The organism is Pedobacter hiemivivus (assembly GCF_004331685.1).
In the GTDB taxonomy this organism is placed as follows: domain Bacteria; phylum Bacteroidota; class Bacteroidia; order Sphingobacteriales; family Sphingobacteriaceae; genus Pedobacter; species Pedobacter hiemivivus.
In genome coordinates, this window is sequence record NZ_SJSM01000016.1 from 54579 (window position 1) to 74012 (window position 19434).

Annotated in this window: 18 protein-coding genes; 8 read left to right on the forward strand and 10 right to left on the reverse strand. The window is 40.0% G+C overall.

Annotation, left to right across the window (positions count from 1 at the left end):
- Positions 1 to 108: 108 nt before the first annotated feature.
- From EZ444_RS19985 to EZ444_RS19995, 3 genes are all read right to left on the reverse strand, one after another.
- Entirely contained in the window at positions 109 to 1308 is a 1200-nt protein-coding gene (locus EZ444_RS19985) for a FecR family protein (protein WP_131610925.1), read from the reverse strand.
- Positions 1309 to 1397: 89 nt separating this feature from the next.
- The gene (locus EZ444_RS19990) at positions 1398 to 1994 is read right to left on the reverse strand and encodes an RNA polymerase sigma factor (protein ID WP_131610926.1); all 597 of its coding nucleotides are present in this window, start codon (positions 1992 to 1994) and stop codon (positions 1398 to 1400) included.
- 172 nt (positions 1995 to 2166) lie between these two features.
- Positions 2167 to 2763, reverse strand: coding sequence for an insulinase family protein (locus EZ444_RS19995; RefSeq protein ID WP_165503675.1), 597 nt, complete (start codon positions 2761 to 2763; stop codon positions 2167 to 2169).
- A gap of 718 nt (positions 2764 to 3481) precedes the next feature.
- Here EZ444_RS19995 and EZ444_RS20000 point away from each other — a divergent pair.
- From EZ444_RS20000 to EZ444_RS20020, 5 genes are all read left to right on the forward strand, one after another.
- The gene (locus EZ444_RS20000) at positions 3482 to 4504 is read left to right on the forward strand and encodes an LLM class flavin-dependent oxidoreductase (RefSeq protein WP_131610928.1); all 1023 of its coding nucleotides are present in this window, start codon (positions 3482 to 3484) and stop codon (positions 4502 to 4504) included.
- Between the two features lie 24 nt (positions 4505 to 4528).
- Entirely contained in the window at positions 4529 to 5788 is a 1260-nt protein-coding gene (locus EZ444_RS20005; protein WP_131610929.1) for an ATP-binding protein, read from the forward strand.
- A gap of 150 nt (positions 5789 to 5938) precedes the next feature.
- Entirely contained in the window at positions 5939 to 6910 is a 972-nt protein-coding gene (locus EZ444_RS20010; RefSeq protein ID WP_131610930.1) for an aldo/keto reductase, read from the forward strand.
- Complete coding sequence (locus tag EZ444_RS20015; protein ID WP_131610931.1) at positions 6911 to 7717, forward strand: helix-turn-helix domain-containing protein; 807 nt, start codon at positions 6911 to 6913, stop codon at positions 7715 to 7717.
- A gap of 139 nt (positions 7718 to 7856) precedes the next feature.
- The gene (locus EZ444_RS20020; RefSeq protein ID WP_131610932.1) at positions 7857 to 8297 is read left to right on the forward strand and encodes a VOC family protein; all 441 of its coding nucleotides are present in this window, start codon (positions 7857 to 7859) and stop codon (positions 8295 to 8297) included.
- A 28-nt stretch (positions 8298 to 8325) separates the two neighbouring features.
- Here EZ444_RS20020 and EZ444_RS20025 read toward each other — a convergent pair whose 3' ends face one another.
- The 3 genes from EZ444_RS20025 to mnmE form a co-directional block, all read right to left on the reverse strand.
- Positions 8326 to 9258 (reverse strand): EamA family transporter, encoded by a 933-nt coding sequence (locus tag EZ444_RS20025; RefSeq protein ID WP_131610933.1) that lies wholly within the window; start codon positions 9256 to 9258, stop codon positions 8326 to 8328.
- A 171-nt stretch (positions 9259 to 9429) separates the two neighbouring features.
- Positions 9430 to 10053, reverse strand: a complete 624-nt coding sequence (locus EZ444_RS20030; RefSeq protein WP_131610934.1) for a class I SAM-dependent methyltransferase — start codon at positions 10051 to 10053, stop codon at positions 9430 to 9432.
- A 126-nt stretch (positions 10054 to 10179) separates the two neighbouring features.
- Positions 10180 to 11550 carry a tRNA uridine-5-carboxymethylaminomethyl(34) synthesis GTPase MnmE gene (gene mnmE, locus EZ444_RS20035; protein ID WP_131610935.1) on the reverse strand — a complete coding sequence of 457 codons (1371 nt, stop codon included), beginning with the start codon at positions 11548 to 11550 and terminating at the stop codon, positions 10180 to 10182.
- A 93-nt stretch (positions 11551 to 11643) separates the two neighbouring features.
- Between mnmE and EZ444_RS20040 the strand changes: the two genes are divergently transcribed.
- Positions 11644 to 12777 (forward strand): AI-2E family transporter, encoded by a 1134-nt coding sequence (locus EZ444_RS20040; RefSeq protein WP_131610936.1) that lies wholly within the window; start codon positions 11644 to 11646, stop codon positions 12775 to 12777.
- A gap of 155 nt (positions 12778 to 12932) precedes the next feature.
- On the opposite strand, the gene argS is transcribed toward EZ444_RS20040, so the two are convergent.
- Together argS and EZ444_RS20050 are read right to left on the reverse strand one after the other, a co-directional pair.
- Entirely contained in the window at positions 12933 to 14714 is a 1782-nt protein-coding gene (gene argS, locus EZ444_RS20045; protein ID WP_131610937.1) for an arginine--tRNA ligase, read from the reverse strand.
- Positions 14715 to 14736: 22 nt separating this feature from the next.
- Positions 14737 to 15687, reverse strand: a complete 951-nt coding sequence (locus EZ444_RS20050) for an arginase (RefSeq protein ID WP_131610938.1) — start codon at positions 15685 to 15687, stop codon at positions 14737 to 14739.
- A gap of 102 nt (positions 15688 to 15789) precedes the next feature.
- Here EZ444_RS20050 and EZ444_RS20055 point away from each other — a divergent pair, with 102 nt between their 5' ends.
- Positions 15790 to 17181 (forward strand): arginine decarboxylase, encoded by a 1392-nt coding sequence (locus tag EZ444_RS20055; RefSeq protein ID WP_131610939.1) that lies wholly within the window; start codon positions 15790 to 15792, stop codon positions 17179 to 17181.
- A gap of 266 nt (positions 17182 to 17447) precedes the next feature.
- Here the strand turns inward: EZ444_RS20055 and EZ444_RS27905 are convergent, their stop codons facing one another.
- Positions 17448 to 17627 (reverse strand): PLDc N-terminal domain-containing protein, encoded by a 180-nt coding sequence (locus EZ444_RS27905; protein WP_131610940.1) that lies wholly within the window; start codon positions 17625 to 17627, stop codon positions 17448 to 17450.
- Between the two features lie 17 nt (positions 17628 to 17644).
- Complete coding sequence (locus EZ444_RS20065) at positions 17645 to 18181, reverse strand: hypothetical protein (RefSeq protein ID WP_131610941.1); 537 nt, start codon at positions 18179 to 18181, stop codon at positions 17645 to 17647.
- A 248-nt stretch (positions 18182 to 18429) separates the two neighbouring features.
- Here EZ444_RS20065 and EZ444_RS20070 point away from each other — a divergent pair, with 248 nt between their 5' ends.
- On the forward strand, positions 18430 to 19380 hold the full coding sequence (locus EZ444_RS20070) for a hypothetical protein (protein WP_131610942.1): 951 nt from the start codon (positions 18430 to 18432) through the stop codon (positions 19378 to 19380).
- The last annotated feature ends 54 nt before the right edge of the window (positions 19381 to 19434 follow it).

The following is a 19434-nucleotide window of genomic DNA, read 5'->3' on the forward strand; positions in this document are numbered from 1 at the left end:
CTTTTCTATTCTACCAAACTTTCAGATTAACTCAGGTTTCTTTTTTTCGGTCTTTCATTTTCTTGTTTAGTTTAGTTGATTATTAAATATAAGGGATGGTTAAGCCCCTTAGTTCCTGAGTACGGTAATTTCTTTGCCTTTTACTTCAAACTTCACTTCATTTGTTAATGCTATCATCTCCAAAACCTTAGCCACATTAGAAAAACGGCTTACTGTTCCAAAAAACTTGATCTGCTTCACCGATGGATCAGCATATTTCACCTCAATATTGTACCACCTGGAAAGTTTGCGCATCACAATTTCCATCGACTCATTATTAAACATGAAATTTCCATTTTTCCAGGCAATGACATCATCTGCTTGCACCTGGGCTATGCTAAGGGAAGTACCACTTAATAAAGACTGCTGACCTGGCTTTAACAGCACACTTTTCAAGCTTGTATTTATTTTCATAGGGTTGGATAAGGATACTTGCACAGCGCCTTCTAATAAGGTTGTAGCTATGTTCTGTTCATCCGCATAACTATTGATGTTGAAATGGGTACCCAATACCTTAACCTGCTGATCTCGTGATTTCACGATAAATGGATGTGCTTTATCTTTAGAAACTTCAAAATAAGCTTCTCCATTTAGCTCCACAATCCTAGCTGAAAGCTTAGAAAATTTAGCTGGGAATTTTAAAGTGGAAGCGGCATTAAGCCAAACTGCCGTCCCATCAGAAAAGCGTACCTGATAGGTTTCACCAATCGCGGTAGAAATTGTATTGACCTGACCTGTTTCGGCTGCAGAATTTTGGGCTTGATAAACCAGTTTACCATCGGCAGTTTTAACAATTAGCACCCCAGCTTCTTTGGCCAGATCACCATTAGCCGATTCAGATAATTTTATTTTTTTGCCATTTGCTAAGGTTAAAGTAGCTGAATTTGTTCCTGGTAGGATGTTACTTGCGCTCGAAATTGAATTGCTAAAGTCAGTTTGATCTGTACGGAGATAAAACAAAACGGCCATTCCTGAGATTAACAGCATTGAAGCTGCCACAGCAACTACCCATTTCCTGGCATACCATGGTCTATATCGTAGTATTGGTTTTAATTCAGGCTCAATTACCTCATGAATCCGATTAAGCAGCATTTGCATCGCTTCTTCTTCCTCATTTACAGACATGCCATCAGTATACAAAGGCGAACCTTGAAAAGAATCGTACCACTGATCAAGTTCTTGCAAATCTTGCGCACTAGCTTCATTACGCCTTGATCGCTCAATGACATCCAATATATGTTGTTCGTTATTGCCTTTATTAGTCCCCATCACTAAGTACACGAATAGAAAACCCAAGTGTTCTACTTCTTCAGTAAAATATTTATTAATATACTGAAAAACAACAATTTAATTTTACTTTAGGTACTCAAAAAGATCAACAAACACACAGCCAGTACATCGATTTGCTGGTCCTTAAAGTCTTTACGTAAAATACTTAAAGCCTTATGCATATGTTTCTTTACTGTGCTTACTGCAATCCCGGTACGCTCAGAAATCTCCTGATTGGACAATTGCTCAAATCGGCTCATTAAAAAAACCTCCCTGCATTTATCAGGTAGTTGATCTGCAGCCTTACGAATTTTTTCGCGCAACTCTTTATATTCAAATTCCTGATCAGGCTGTAAGGGCAAGATCTGTTGATGGGTAATTACACTTTCCAGATGACTCTCTTTTAGCTTTTGCGAACGAAAAGCATCAATTATCCTGTACTTAATTGCAATGTTGAGATAAGCTTCCAGTGAAGATTTGGGTTGGATTTGACTCCTTCTCATGTACAGATTCACAAAAACATCCTGCACCACCTCTTCGGCTTCTTCCTTAGATTTGAGGCGCTGAAAGGCTGCATTAATCGAAGATCTCCAATAACGCTTATATATCTCATTAAATGCTAAATGATCCCCATTACGAAGGAGTTCAGTTAGTTCGTGATCATTCAATGATTTATATTCGACCATAGCAATGCTTGTATAAATTTACTTAAAAGGAGGGCAATAGTAATTAATTATTTTCACAATTTAATTATGAGGACTAGATACAAATAGAAAGCGGAGGATAATCCTTCAGATCATCTTCCGCTTTCTATTTTATCGGCCTGTCACCTATGGCCTCTTAGAAATTGTACTTTAGCTATTTCTTTCGTGCAGGCAACAATACTGCTTGTATGTAATTGCTGCCAGTTAAAAATTCGTTCGCAGCCTGCTTTAAAGTTTGTGTATTAGCCTTATAAAAGTAATAAGGATAATGTACAATTTCATAAGGATCGTCACCATTCACATATTGTAAAGTCAAGTAATCGCGCCAAAAAATATAATCGAAAGTTTGCTTTTTGAGTTCACTTTTTCTCAAAGTCACATATTGCTTCAGCTCCTCAGCTTTTATACCTTGTTGCAAGCTGGCAATCGTTTGATGAACCTGAGCCAACATTTCATCAACCTGCTGTGGCAAACACTTAAACCCAATATTTATGGAATAGCTTTGCTTTGGAAACTTAGTTAAGTTAAGTGTCACCGAGGCTTTATTTGCTCCGCTAAAGGCTTTAAGGGTATCCAAATTTTTCTCCAATAAATAAGACAATACCTTTAACTGCAGATTTACAGAATCGCTGTGTTGGTACTTCCCACTATAAACCAATTGCACCGCTGCCAATGGCAAATGGCCATTGCAGACTTTTTTATAAATCTTGCCTTGCGGAATCTCGTTGTTCCTGTCAACTTGCGTTTGCACAACTGCCTTTAAACGCATGCTCATCCCCACTGGCAATTTTTACCAGCAATTCACGTTCGCCCGGAATTGGTTTGATCGCCATATACTATACCTTCTTAAAATTACATACAAATTTAGCCAATAATAAGTAAAATTCGGCAGATAAGGCCAATGATGGAACTTACTGTAAACGTTCCGTAAAACGCAACACACAGAATCACAGGTTCCACTTGAATTGCTTCATGAGATATTGCGTTAGTTTACATTTGGGTGATTTACACAAAAATATCAAAATCAATCAATCAAAATAGTTAGCAATTGTTAACGAAAACAGACTTTCTATTACCTAACTAAAATGTTACAGCCAAGAATTTTGCGCTAAAAATTTCTTTTCAGTTAACCATATATCAACTGTCTGCAACCCCTATTTACCCGGACATTACCCGGACATTACTCGGACATTACCCGGACACTACTTGGCTGGATTCGAGTAGTGTCCGGTTAACAGCCGAGTAACATCCCTTAATACATCGTGAATTAAATTACCTCAGAGTACAATCGGCTAAAAGCATGCAAATTGACAATCAGCATCTTAGTGCATACATTAGGAAAACAAACAAAAAAAACTATGGCAAGAATTAATAATGATATTTTAGGTGGCATTCAGTTCATCGTTATGACTGGGCCATGACCTATCCTAAACTTTCGTATTCCTAACTTCGAATGTAATCTTGGTAAAATGAAAAAAATAGGTTTTTTATCCTTCGGTCATTGGTCAGACCATCCCTCATATCTTGCCCGTACAGCGGGCGATACCTTGCTCCAGTCCATTGATCTCGCTGTTGCCGCAGAAGAAATAGGTCTAGATGGTGCTTATTTTAGGGTTCATCATTTTGCCAGGCAGCTTGCCTCCCCATTTCCACTGCTTTCGGCAATCGGGGCAAAGACCAGCAAAATAGAAATTGGTACAGGCGTCATCGATATGCGCTATGAAAACCCCTTATATATGGTAGAAGATGCAGGTGCTGCCGACTTGATCTCGGGTGGGCGTTTGCAACTGGGTATTAGTAGAGGTTCTCCCGAACAAGTGATAGAAGGTTGGCGGCATTTTGGTTTTGCACCTAAGGAAGGTCAAAATGATGCGGATATGGGAAGAGAAAAGGCCCTGGAGTTTTTGGATAAGTTGAAGGGCCAAGGTTTTGCTCAGCCTAATCCCAATCCTATGTTTCCAAATCCTCCTGGTCTGTTAAGATTGGAACCATACTCCGATGGCTTGCGAGAACGCATCTGGTGGGGAGCTGCATCCAATGCCACAGCGGTCTGGGCCGCCGAGAATGGAATGAACCTGCAAAGTTCTACTTTAAAATTCGATGAAAACGGTAAGCCTTTCCATATCCAGCAGGCCGAGCAGATCAGACTTTATAAAGATGCCTGGAAAAAAGCAGGACACGAACGTGATGCCAGGGTTTCGGTAAGCCGTTCTATTTTTGCACTGGTTAACGATCAGGACAGGTATTACTTTGGACAGCAGGGAAAGGGCGCTGATAGCTTTGGCTATATCGAGCCTACTCAACGGGCGGTCTTTGGTAAGAGCTATGCGGCAGAACCCGATCAGCTCATTAGGGAATTGGCTCAGGACGAGGCTATACAGGAAGCGGATACTATACTTTTGACTATACCGAACACTTTGGGTGTTGATTACAATATCCATGTACTGTCTGCTATTTTGGAGCACGTTGCACCTGCTCTTGGCTGGCGATGAAATTTTTAGTTAACTTCATCTGCTATGACATACCTATTAATCATCCTCCTATTTTCCATGTCTGCCTGCGCCCAGAACCCTCATCCGGTTTCCCCAGCTGATACCGCTCATCATCAAGTTGATAAACTCAATCGAACCGGCGTCGAATACCATTCCGCCGGCGATAAAACCAAAGCCTTGGAACACCACAATAAGGCACTACAACTCGCCAAAAAGCATGAGCTTCATGAAGACCAAATTCGTTCTCTGATCGGCATTGCCAACGTGTTAAAAACTGATGATACCGATCAAAGCATCATACATTTAAAAAGAGCTTTGCAACTGGCCAAATCCATCAACCATCAGGAACTTACCTCAGAGATTTACCATAGCCTATCAGAAATCTACCGCCAGCAAGCCGATTATAGGCAATCAATGGATGCACTGGAAGAACACCACCGGCTTGCCGATAAAATGATACAAGGTGAAAAAGATCAGAAGCTGACTCTTTTAGAAAAGACATATCAACGGGACGCTATACTCATTATTGCCATTGCCATTCTCTTCATTATGGCTGTGCTATTCTATTATTTTAGAAAAACACGACAATTAAATACCCGCCTGCACGCAGCCAACCAGATCAAAGACAAGCTGTTTACCATTATTGGGCATGACCTGCGCAACCCCATCGGAAGCATTACCAATGTACTGGCCATGATGGAAGGCGATGACCTGACACCTGATGAACAAAGGCACATGATCAGCCAGATGCGCAAACAAGGCGATGTTTCCCTGGAGATACTGGACTCCCTATTAAATTGGGGCAAAGCCCAACTCAACGGCATAACCATTAACCCAGTGGAGTTCGATCCGACAGCAATCGTTATCAACAACATCACTGCATTACAGGGAAAGGCAGCTGAAAAAGGATTGAATATTCAAAATCATATCCTTCCTGGTTATAAAATCAAAGCTGATCAGGATCATTTTGATTTCATTATCCGCAATCTGCTTTCCAATGCCATAAAGTTCAGCAGCGAAAGCGGAAAAATTGAGATCAATGTAAAACAAGAACCCTCGAGAACTGTCTTTTCAGTAAAAGACGAAGGGGTCGGCATCAATGCTGCCCAACAAAAGGCCTTTCTATCTCAACATATGGGTATCACCTACGGCACTAAAGGAGAAAAAGGTACAGGAATAGGCCTAATGCTGAGTAAAGAATTTCAACGGGCAAGCGGCGGAGCACTCTGGCTGGAAAGCAAAGAAGCGTCGGGGACTACAGTATATTTCAGTTATCCGAAATAACCGCAATCGTCTTAATCATCGTATAGGGGAAGAAAAAAATTATTAAATAGTGTCGTATTTTTGATCTTTAATCTAATCATGAGCTATCAGGATAATTAATTTGAGCCGTATAGATAAGCTCAATAATGATCGAACGCTGATCTTTGTATCATGACAACGATCAAAAAAATACAACTGGGCCTAAATGGCCCGCTCGTGTCCAAACTAGGTTTGGGCTGTATGCGCATGTCTTCTGTATGGGGAGGTTCAACGCCAGATGAAACTGAAAGCATAGCTACTATACAGTCTGCGCTTGACAGTGGCATCAATTTTTTAAATACCGGTGACTTTTATGTTGCAGGACACAATGAATTGTTAGTCGGTAAAGCGATTAAAGGCCGCAGGGACGATGCTTTCATCAGCGTTAAATTTGGTGCTTTCTTCCATAATGGCCAATGGCTAGGCTTGGATCTGCGCCCTGTGGCCATTAAGAATTTTATCAATTATTCGCTTACCCGCTTAGGCATTGAAACCATAGACCTGTACCAGCCCTGCCGGATGGACGGCAGCGTACCCGTAGAAGATATTATAGGTACCGTAGCCGACCTGATCAAAGAAGGTAAAGTGCGCTACATCGGTGTTTCTGAGATCACCGCTGATCAACTGCGTGAAGCAAACCAGATTCATCCGATAAGTGCACTGGAAATTGGCTATTCACTGGCAGACCGACAGGTGGAAAGCGAATTGTTGCCAGCTGCTAAAGAAATGGGTATTGCAGTAGCCGCCTTTGCCAACACTGCCGAAGGTTTGTTAACAGGCAATATGAAAGCGCCGCTCGCAGATGATGATCATCACCTGCACTTCTCTCGTTTTCAGGGTGATAACCTCATCAAAAACCTGGAAAAAGTGGAAGTATTGAAAGCCTTAGCGAAAGATAAACAAGTTACACCTACACAAATTGCCATCGCTTGGGTAAATGCGCAAGGCGACCATATTATGCCATTAGTAAGCATGAGCCGCCGTTCAAGGTTGCCGGAAAATATCGCTGCCATGAGTATTGAATTTACGACCTCTGAAATAGAATTATTAAATACTATTTTTGCACCGGGCGCCATCTTAGGCGGTACTTACTTACAGAGATAAATGACCAATCCAGCTGAAATACTTCCCGGCGTGATCTTCTATTCCTATCTCTCCGCAGAACGGAAAGATAAAGTATGCTTCTGGAACCATCATACGCTAGTGTTGATGGTTTCTGGGCAACTTTATTTAGAAACGGCTGACCAGCGCCTGGAGCTCAAAGCAGGCGAAATGCTGCTGGTGGGTAAAAATCAGCTGGGTACGCTGACTAAAACACCTCTTCCCGGCCAAGGTTATGAGAGTATCGTTATTTGCCTTCAGGAAGATCTGTTACGCAAAATAGCGCTGGAAGAACAGATCGACACCAGTCCGAAATATGTCGGCCCCTCAAACGTACCCGTTCCGCCCGATCCATTTCTTCTTGGCTATTTTCAATCCATTATTCCTTATGCACAGGCCATAGCAGGAACGCTCACAGAAGATATGGGTATCCTCAAAGTCAAAGAAGGCGTTAAACTATTATTACATAGTCTGCCACAATTGAGGTCATACTTATTCGATTTTGCAGAACCTCATAAAATTGATCTGGAGCGCTTTATGATGACCAATTTTCATTTTAATGTCCCGATTGAAAGATTTGCGCGGCTCACCGGACGCAGCCTGGCAGGTTTTAAACGGGACTTTGCAAAAACGTTTGGCGTACCACCCCGTCACTGGCTCTTAGATAAACGCCTTAAAGCAGCAAAGCATTTGATCGAACAGAAACATCAAAAGCCATCGGCCATTTATTTAGATCTCGGCTTCGAAAGTCTGCCCCATTTTTCGCGTTCGTTCAAACAAAAATTCGGTAAATCACCTTCGATGATTTGATCGTACTATCTATAAATCAATTCACTCTGATAATAAAACTAAAACCTCTTGACGCAAAAAACCTCTTTCTTGTCGTTTTCACACCCCATTCATTTTGCAGTTAAGCAGTAAATTTGAACAGTAACAAAAGATAAAAACTATGGCAATCATCAATCCACACATTAACTTCAACGGAAATGCAGAAGAAGCATTTATGTTTTATAAATCAGTATTTGGAGGAGAATTCACGAAGATTATACGCTTCAAGGATATATCTGGCCCTGAATTTCCCATAGCAGAAAAAGAGGAAAATAAAATCATGCACATTGCTTTACCGATAGGTAAAAGAAATATGTTAATGGCTAATGATGTGCCCGAAATTTTGGGGAAAGTAAATGAGAATGAGCATAGAAGTAAAATTTCAATAAGTACAGAAAGTAAAGACGAAGCTGATAAATTATTCAATGGCCTTTCAGTAGGTGGAACAATAGAAATGCCCATTACCGATAGCCCTTGGGGTTCATATTTTGGTATGTTTAGAGACAAATATGGCATTGAATGGATGGTAGAGTTTAACCAAAAAGATAATGAAAAACTATAGGAAAAGACAACGAACGTCTAATAAGGGTTCAGTTTTTTCTGTATTTGGCAAGATTAATTAACAGTACGCTGCCAAGGATCACCAATAAGCCGATAATTTGAATAAGGGTGACACTTTCACTCGTAAAAAGAATACTTAGTAAAACTGCGACAACAGGATTTACATAGGCATAGGTACTCACCTGTGTGGCAGGGCGCACAGTTAGCAACCATACATATGCACTAAACGCTAGAATAGATCCGAAAATGATCAGGTAACCAATAGACAGCCAGGCGTCAGTAGATACATTTTGCCAGTTGAAATCCTTAATCTCAGCGGTGATCAGCATGCCAGGGATAAAAGCCAGGCCGGCCGCAAGCATTTGCCACGAAGTGCTAACAGACACGGAGACCTTATTGTCAGAATTGTACTTTGAATATAATGAACCTGCGGCCCAGCCTATAGGGGCTAACAGTAATAAAATTATTCCCAATATCTGTGTTCCTTTCTCCGTGCTGTTCATGGTTTGCATCATTTGCTCAGCAAATAGCAGGATAACACCGATAAAACCAATAATCAGACCGGCAACAGTAGAGGTACTTTTTAAATTCTCTTTCCATTTGGGCTTATCCAGAATTACAAACCACATGGCTGCCGAAGAAACCAGAATGGCTACAAGTCCACTTGGAGTGAATTGCTCAACCCATATTACCAGGCCATTTCCAACACCTAACATCAAGATGCCTCCAATTGCAGCGTGCCTGATACTTTTTTTATCAAATATTTTTTCACCTTTTATTGCGCACCAGGTGATGAGCAGAAAGCCCGCAGCCAGAAAACGAAAAGCGCCCAGAATAAACGGAGGAAAGCCCGCCAGTGCCTTTTGAATGAAGAAATAAGTAGATCCCCATACCACATAAACAATAGCAAAGGCAAGAATAACCATTAATGGTGCAGCTTTTTTATTTACGTTTGGCGACATGCAGTTTTTATTAAGAGAAGTTACATTTCAAAATTAGTATTAATATCATATCGCAGATATTGTTATCTTGCTTTTTTATTAATAGTTACATCTAAATGATTATCATTATTCAATGAAAAGACCAGGTAGGGCTGGTTCTCGCCTTGAATTAAATAAACCTAAAGGGGTAAATCAGGATGATTTCATTTTGCGCACGCACCAAGTAGTCATACTTCTCAGGTTCTGAACGTTAGTGGTCTTGATGGGCTCGTGAAGTTCTCCGCCAATCTTTTTGGTCAATCTGAGCAACATCTCTTGATTCACCAGGAAGCGTTCCGATCCATCGGGAAGGACATATCTGCCATTTCCGATAGACCTGACTAACGATTCGATCCCGATTTCTGAGGCCAACCGACAGAAAAAATATCCTCCGGGTTTAAGCACCTCCCACATGGAATTCAGCATGGCTTCGAAATGACTGAGGTTTTCTGCAAAATGTAATACAGCACTACTGATGACTAAATCAAAGGTTTCACTTTCAAACGGTAGCTGCTCTACAGAAGCCACCTTAAAATTCTCGTCCGTATCAATCTGAGGAAATGAGCTTCCAAGGGTTCTTAGTTGCGCAATGGCTTCCGGGTTTTGATCTACACCAAAAACATTTGCTCCGCTTTTCAACAGGTACAGTAGGTTTCTGCCAATTCCGCAACCGGCATCTAAGATCATGTCACAATCGTCGTAAGTACCTTTAAGTATCTGGTCAAATAAGTAAATGTCAATATTTCCAAAAGTATCCTGAATGTGCTGCTTTTTCATCTCCAGACAAAGATAGCCACAAGGTAGCTTACATTAAAACGTTATTCAATCCACATATTAATTGAGTCTTATTTATAGCGGTTTTCTCAAAATTTTGTGTTGTCTATTTAGGACTATTGAGCCGTCTTACTTTCCGATACAGAACTTACTAAATATGTTCTCTAACAAGTCGTCTGTGGTAACCTGGCCTGTAATCTCACCTAAATAATGAAGCGCCTGCTTAATATCCATCGCTAAGAAGTCGGACGTCACAGGATTAACCAATCCTTCGGCTACACTATTTAAAGCTGTCCTGGTCCTCTGCAAAGCCTCTACATGTCTAATGTTCGTGACCATGGTATGATTATCAGATAGCTTATCTCCTATGGCTGTATCGTACAACAACTGCTTCAGCTCTTCAATTTGCTGTTGCTCCTTTGCCGAAATACCAATAAAACCGATATCCTTAGGCAATTTAAGCTCTTTTAATCTATCATTATAAGATAGGTCCATTTTATTGGCAACCGCCAAAAATGCGATTCCCGGTTTATGTAGCCGCAAAATATCTTCCTGAATCTCGTCGACAGAAAGATTTACCACATCAAACAAATAAACCAATACCGCCGATTGACTGATCTTCTGCATTGTTTTCTCCACGCCTATCGCTTCAATAGTGTCCGTAGCTTCACGGATACCAGCAGTATCAATCAATCTAAAGTTGATCCCATTAATATTTAACACCTCCTCAATTGTATCTCTGGTTGTACCTGCAATTTCACTTACTATAGCCCGATCCTCGTTCAGCAAAGCATTCAGCAAGGTAGACTTACCCGCATTGGGTCTGCCGGCAATTACCGTATTGATACCTAATTTGATCACGTTACCCAGTTCAAATGAACGGATCAACTTATTCAACACAACAGTAATCTTCTCGATCAATACCTGTAACTGATCCCTATTCGCAAACTCTACATCCTCCTCCGCAAAATCAAGCTCTAGCTCGATCATCGAAGCAAAATGGATCAGTTGTTCACGCAAAACATTCAGTTCCGTACTAAAACCACCCCTTAACTGATTCATGGCCACACTATGTGCCGCTGCAGAATCAGAAGAAATCAAATCAGCCACAGCCTCGGCCTGAGAAAGATCCAGACCACCATTTAAAAATGCCCTTAAAGTAAACTCTCCGGGTTTAGCCGCAGAAGCCCCTTTTCTAATCAGCAAACTGATGATCTGTTGAATGATATAATTAGAACCATGACAAGAGATCTCCACCACGTTTTCTTTGGTATATGATTTCGGTGCTACAAATAAGCTGACAAGCACCTCATCTATAACCACATTCCCATCTTTAATTAAACCAAAATGTATGGTGTGCGAGTCTTGAGCAAGCAAATCCTTACCACTAAAAACAGAATTGGTGATGGCAATAGCATCTTTTCCGGAAAGGCGGATTACACCTATAGCACCGATTCCAGGCGGGGTTGATAAGGCAACTATAGTCTCATTCGTAATCATGGGCAATCTTGTTAAGTTTGATTTCTGGCACAAAATTAGCCAAACATTCCGTACCTTTTAGTCTTTATCCCTACAAAAACAAACAAATTGCGAATGAAAGACATGCCACTCACCGTTAGACGGTCTATTGAATTACTGGGAATCGCATTGCTCGGCGCCCTCCTTGTTATTGGTAATGACATCATTATGCCTGTAATCATGGCCTTCTTTATTACCATTGTCCTGCTACCCATTTACCGGTTTTTAATTAAATATAAATTCCCTGAGATCGCAGCAATTATATTGCCCATCCTATTACTGGCTATTTTATTAGGACTCATTGTATGGTTCTTCTCCGCTCAGATAGGGATTTTGGTAGAAGACTTCCCTGATATTAAGAAAAATGTAAGCTCACACCTAAATTCGATAAGTGCCTGGATCAGTAGCATCAGTGATTTCTCTACTAAAGAACAAGTTAAATTTATAAACGATAAAAGTAACGATCTGCTGGGGATGGCCGGAAAGGCTGCCAGTGGGGCTGCCGTAACGCTAAGCTCCGTATTTGTATTTATGGGCCTATTGCCAATTTACATCTATTTAATGCTTTTTTATAAAGATATCTTGTTGCGATTCGTTTTTATGTGGTTTAAAACAGATCACCACCCTAGAGTGAAAGAGGCTATTTTTGAAACAGAAGCTATTATTAAGAATTACCTGGTAGGATTACTGATCCAAGTGACCTATATGACAATTTTATTAGGGGGCATATTGTTATTGATTGGTATAAAACATGCGCTACTAATAGGCGTAATCTTCGCCATATTAAACCTGATCCCTTATGTTGGTGCATTAATTGGAAACATTATTGGTGTAATGCTTACGCTAACTTCTTCGACAGAGCTTTGGCCAGTGATTACCGTTTTGGGTGTTATAGCGGCAGTTCAGTTTCTGGATAATAATATACTGATGCCTAGGATAGTTGGCTCTAAAGTAAAGATCAATGCGCTGTTTGCCATTCTTGGAGTAATTATAGGTGGCAGTATTGCTGGAGTATCTGGAATGTTCCTGGCGCTGCCCATCATTGCGGTGCTAAAAGTTATTTTCGATAGAACGGACACCTTTAAACAATGGGGAGTGTTATTGGGTGATGAAAGACCTGAGAAAAGCCCTTTAACATTTGCTTCGTTTAGGAAAAAGACGGTGGTACCTGTAAAAGCTGGGGTTGAAAAAACAAAAGAGAAGGAATAATCCTTCTCTTTTGTTTTTAAGCGCTTTTTTTTAGTCGATCGTCATCCTGAGTTTATCTCAGGACCTCGCACTCGCAAGGCTGCTTTTCTCTTGAGGGATCCTGAAATGAATTCAGGATGACGACAAGCGAACAGGGTGACGACCCAAGCCCAAACTTACATACGCTCCGGAACCGCGATTCCTAAAATACGCATACCTCTTTTCAAAACTTCTGCTGTTACAAAGCTTAAATTCAAACGGTGCTTTTTAACTGCTTCGTTTTCTTCCTTAATAATCGGCGGAGTCTCATGATAAAACTTGTTAAACATTTTAGCCACTTCATATAAGTAATTGGCTAAAACTGCCGGACTATGTGTTTTCGCTGCCGACTGGATCTCATTTGGATACTTAGCCAACAACATAATCATTTCTTTCTCTGTAGCGGTAATCTCTGCATCAGCAATACCTGCATGAGCAAAATCATAACCGGCTTTCAGCAATAACGATTTAATCCTTGCGTGTGTATATTGAATAAATGGACCAGTATTTCCCTGGAAATCGATAGACTCTGCAGGATCAAATAACAATCTTTTCTTAGGCTCCACTTTCAACAAGAAGTACTTTAAAGCTCCCATACCAATATTATAGTACAAACGCTCCTTCTCTTCCTCGTCAAAATCATTTACCTTACCTAAAGCTTCTGTTTTTGCCTTAGCGGTATCAATCATCTCTGCAACAAGGTCATCCGCATCCACTACAGTACCTTCACGAGACTTCATTTTTCCACTTGGCAAATCCACCATACCATACGACAAATGGTGCAGACCAGTGGCCCAGCTTTTACCCAGCTTCTCTAAAATCAAAAACAGCACTTTAAAGTGATAATCCTGCTCATTACCCACCACATATATCGACTCATCCATTTTGAAATCGTCGTACTTCATCTGGGCAGTCCCCAAATCCTGAGTAATGTATACCGATGTACCATCCGCCCGTAAAACCAACTTCTGATCTAATCCATCAGCAGTTAAGTCAATCCATACCGAACCGTCCGGTTTTTTAAAGAACACGCCTTTTTCCAATCCCTCATCAACCGTGCCTTTACCCAACAAATAGGTATTGCTCTCGTAATAGTACTTATCAAAGTCAACACCCAGGTTTTTATACGAAACAGCAAAGCCATCGTATACCCAGCCATTCATGGTCTTCCAAAGCTCAATTACTTCCGGAACGCCAGCTTCCCAATCCAAAAGCATTTTCTGTGCCTCTTTAATTAAAGGCGCATTTTTCTTGGCTTCCTCTTCAGTTTGACCTTCCAGCTTTAACGCTTCAATTTCTTTCTTATACTCCTTATCGAAAATTACATAATACTTTCCTACAAGGTGATCACCTTTCATCAATGAGCTTTCTGGCGTTTCACCATTACCCCATTTCTGCCAGGCCAACATTGATTTGCAGATGTGAATACCCCTGTCGTTTACCAGATTCACTTTTACCACATCATAGCCACTGGCTTTAAGCAATTCCGCTACCGAATAACCCAATAAGTTATTTCTTACGTGGCCCAAATGCAATGGCTTATTGGTATTTGGAGAAGAATATTCAACCATTACCTTTTTGCCATTCGGACTAAACACACCAAATGATGGATTTAGCAGGTCTGTATTGAACAGATTTACCCAATAAGCATCGGCAATACTCAAGTTTAAAAAGCCCTTAACGACGCTGAAAGCCGTAATTTCTTCAATATTTGCTACTAAATATTCGCCCAGATCGGTAGCCGTAGCCTCTGGCGATTTCTTTGAGAAACGTACTACAGGAAATACCACTATAGTGATCTGTCCTTCAAATTCAGCTCTTGTATCTTGTAAATTAACCTGATTTTCAGGCAAATCCTGCTGATATAACTCTTTTACTGCTGCTACAGTCGCAGCGATAATCTTATGTTCGATGTTCATATGCTAATAATCCCCAAATCTACTATTCGTTTCTGAAAGCGTTGGTCGCTTTAATTAAAATTTCAAAGGCATGCTCTGCCATTTGGTTTTCCCGGTCTAAAGTTGGGTTCACTTCTACGATTTCAAAGCAGCAAACCTTCTGGTTGGTAATCAACCCAGACATTAACTTGCCGGCTTCTCTTTCCGTCAAGCCTTGCGCTACTGGTGTGCCAGTACCTCTGGAAGCCGTAGGATCTAGTGAATCCACGTCGAAAGAGACATAAATCAAATCACAATGATCCAAATATTTAAGTGTCTCAATTACGGTCCGCTCTACCCCTCTTTTTCTCAATTCGGCCGTCGTAAATATTTGTACTTTATGCTTTTTAAGTAACGCTGCTTCTGGCCGTTCCATATCCCTTGCCGAAATCAACACCAGGTCGCGATAATTGATCTTTGGTGCGATCTTACCTACGTTTTTAAGCTGATACCAATAGTTAATTGTTTCCTGATCCAGCTTGTTCACTTTCGCCTCCAAATTGTCTTCATCAAGCGCCATCGCAAGCGGCATTCCGTGCATGTTTCCCGACGGAGTTGTGTAAGGTGAATGTAAATCTGCATGCGCATCGATCCAAACTACACCTAATTTTGACTTCGGATACATTGCTTTTATACCAGCAATTGTACCTGCGGCAGTACTGTGATCGCCTGCCAACACGATAGGAAATTCTCCTTTTGCTAGGGTCGAACTCACCTCGTCGCTCACCCGCTCCACCATCGTCAATATTCCTGAAATCCGCTTTGCAAAGGGGCTCCCGGTGCTTTCAAGCAACAAATGGTTCTCCGTAGGTACATCTACAGATTTATGTTTTTTAAAAAAACGGCTCCCAAAATCAAGCGCTGCAATCTTAATTGCATCCACTCCTAAACTCGCTCCACGTGTGCCTGCGCCGATCTCAGATTTTACTTCAATAATTTTTAAAGTCTTAGTCATAAAAAAAATACGGGTGTATTTTATAAAGTGTTTATCTTTGAGCCCAAAATTAACTTATTTTAATTTGCCAAACCTTATAAATAATAGTTCAAAAATAAAAAAATGCAGAGTTACTCCGAATTTCTTGATCTAAGTGTTGGTTTCCCTCAGGAAGGTTACAGCGTAATAGACGACGAATTATATTTTCAAGACCTCAATCTGATGGAGATGATTGAAACCTATGGCACACCATTGCGTTTCACTTACCTTCCTATGATCAGTAAGAAAATTCAGCAGGCCAAGTTGTTGTTCCAGACGGCAATCATCAAGAACAACTACCGTGGCGATTACAAGTACTGCTATTGTACCAAAAGTTCCCACTTCAGACATATTGTTGAAGAGGCCCTTAAAAATGGTATCCACCTGGAAACTTCTTCAGCATTTGATATGCCGATGATTGAGGCCCTGGAGAAAAAAGGTGCCCTAACCAAGGATATTACCGTGATTTGTAATGGTTTTAAAACTTATCAGTACAAACAATATATCATTGATATGTTGCATGATGGTTATAAAAACATCATTCCGGTGTTGGATAACAAAGAGGAGTTTAACCTTTTTGATGATGAGGTAGAAATGGACACACCTTGTAACCTGGGTATCCGTATCGCAGCAGAGGAACAACCAGATTCACAATTCTATACTTCCCGTTTAGGTGTTCGTATGGAAGATGTAATCGAGTTTTATAACAATAAGATCTCTGCAAATCCTAATTTCAGGGTTAAACTATTGCATTTCTTCATCAACTCGGGTATTACAGACTCTCCGTACTATTGGAATGAGTTAGAGAAATATGTAACACTGTATTGCAAATTTAAAAAGATCAATCCTGAATTGGATACTTTGGATATTGGTGGTGGTATGCCATTTAAAGATTCATTGGTATTTGATTTCGATTACGAATACATGGTAAACGAAATTGTAAAAAGGATTAAAGAAATCTGTGCTGAGCATGATGTTGTAGAACCGGATATCATTACTGAATTTGGTAAATACACTGTTGCTGAGGCTTCAGGTATCTTATACAAGGTATTGGGTCGTAAACAACAGAACGACAGAGAGAAATGGTTGATGCTTGATGGATCATTCATTACCAATCTGCCAGATGTATGGGCATTGAACCAAAAATACATCCTTCTTCCTATCAACAACTGGGATGCAGAATACGAAAGGGTAAACCTTGGTGGTATTACTTGCGATGGACAGGATTACTACAATCAGGAAGCGCATATGAACAGTGTGTTTATGCCTAAAACCCGTAAGGTTCAATACTTAGGTTTCTTCAACACTGGAGCTTATCAAGAGGTATTGAGTGGTTACGGTGGTATTCACCATTGCTTGTTACCTAGCCCTAAACACGTCATCATTCGTCGTAATCGTGATGAGACATTCAACTTTGAAGTGTTTGGTGAAGAGCAAAACAGTAAACAAGTATTGAAGATTCTAGGTTATACCTAGGATTAGATACCATATAAAATTAAAATTACAGCCCCGATCGTCTAGCCACTTTCGGGGCTGCTTTTTTAACTGCCGGCGCGATGCCAAGCGATTACCTTCTGGGTTGACATAAAACCATGTGCCCCAATGCATTTGCACCGCGCTGATTTATCCCATTTGAATTGGTTTTTGTATTTAATTCAATGGTGAACACTAAAATGAAAAATATGTTTAATTTTTTTAAGAAATTTTGTTGTTAGAATTTACCCTGACTCAAGAGCGATATTCTAATGCCTGTCCACAAAAATTGTCTTTAAATAAATAGCGACACCTAGCACTGGCAGGCAAATAGCGATTACACCCCAAATGATCTTCTCCGCTCGATTTAAGGATTTATTTTTTACAATATGGGCAATTCCATAAACCATATAACTAATCCACAATACGAAAAAAATGATGTACCACATATTTCTGTTTTTAGCTTTTAATTCATATGTATAGGAGGCATCAAATAATCGGCCGACATCTGATCCAAATAAAGTTCATTTAATAATTCAATTATTTTTCTATAATCATATTCTGACAAACCCAGCGTGGTGTGGTAAATATCAAAAGGTAAATGGTTATCATCATAAGACAGAAAAAAAAGCCTCTTGTAACTTCCGGCATCTTCTGTAGCCTCGTCAAGGTCTAAAACTTTAAGCGCCATATTTATTGGAATAGACTTTAATGATGTAACAAATAAACCGTAATCGTGCTGGTAACTCAATGATTTGGTATTTATAATTAGCTTCTCTTCACCAAACAAGTTCCATAGAGTATACCTAAGTACAAAAAACTCACCTACTAAAAAAAAGATAGCCGCCAAACCAACACCTGCTATAGAAAAAGCAATAATTGCCGAAATTAAAAAAGCATTTATGAGCAACAGAATCAACTTTCCAATAATCGAAATTCGACTTCTCAGTGTTGCATAAATACAAACACCATCGTAAAATGCAGTTAAATCACCAGGCAGCATATACAGAACTGAATAAAAAAAAGGAATTAAACATAGTAGAGTAGCGTTTGGTGAGTTAGTAGCCTCAAATATATAATTCTTTTCTATATAGAAATTAATAGTAACGGTGAAAAATGAGATCTGATCTTGATTTCTTATATCAGAACGACTAAACAGCTGTTCTCGCTATATTAGAATGTTATCTTTGTATTGAATTAACTAGCTTTACCGTTATATAGAAATCGTTCAAGAACATTAACCTTTTATAGATGGAAGAAAAACCTTCTTTTTGGCAGAGAATAGGAATACAGGATTGGTTTTTAAGCAGCAATGAATCTGCGCCAACCGCTAAATCACAACCACTTACACCAGATACAGTTTATAAATATATCATAGATAAATTTAAGGAATCTATTGCTGAGCTTTCATTTGCGGAGCGCATTGTTTTCTACCATGAGTTTATCATTTGCTTGAATACCGATGACTACCGTACATTTATGGACAATAAAAACGGCTTGTTCGGTCTGATTGCGCAAGAATCTGTAAAAAAGTTCTACGAAATATTGAACGACTATGCCGCTACCGGCAAGAGCGTAGAACCATCTAGCAACAAATGGGTTTTTCGCTTTGTTTCCCATCCTGATTACAAATCGGGTGATAAAGGTTTTATTGGTAAATTGATGCCCGATGGCGCACAAAAACAAGAGAACCTAAGGGTTACTTTTATACCGCGACAAACGGGAATGGCACAAACATTTGACATCAGCAACGATATCCTGAAGGATTTCATCTTCTATAGTGAGGGATACTATGAGATCCCCTATCTGGCTAATTTGAAGTTTAAGCCGAAAAATGAAGTGGTTGAGGAGAATGTATTATTGGCAAGATTTGAAACTACACTTCCAGATAAAGCTTACTCGGGACAAAAGCTTGAATACCTGATGAAAAGTAACGACATCACAATTTCGGGTAATGAGGAAACACGTACCGATGCGAACGTTTTTAAAATCCCATCTGAATGGGTAAACTCGCCGCATCTTCAAATTCGCTATCGTAAGACAGAGGAGAAATTCTTCCTGGCTTCTTTCGGAGAAAAAACAATCCTGAACGAAAATCTGGTAGAAAGAAGTACTCCAGAGGATCCGAAATGGACTGAACTACCGGTAAATTCAAGAATCATATTGAACGGAATTATTGGTGTTAATATATTTAAAGCCTAATCTATGTCGCAAATCCTATCTGTAGCGTTATTGCTTATCTGTGTGATCTTATTG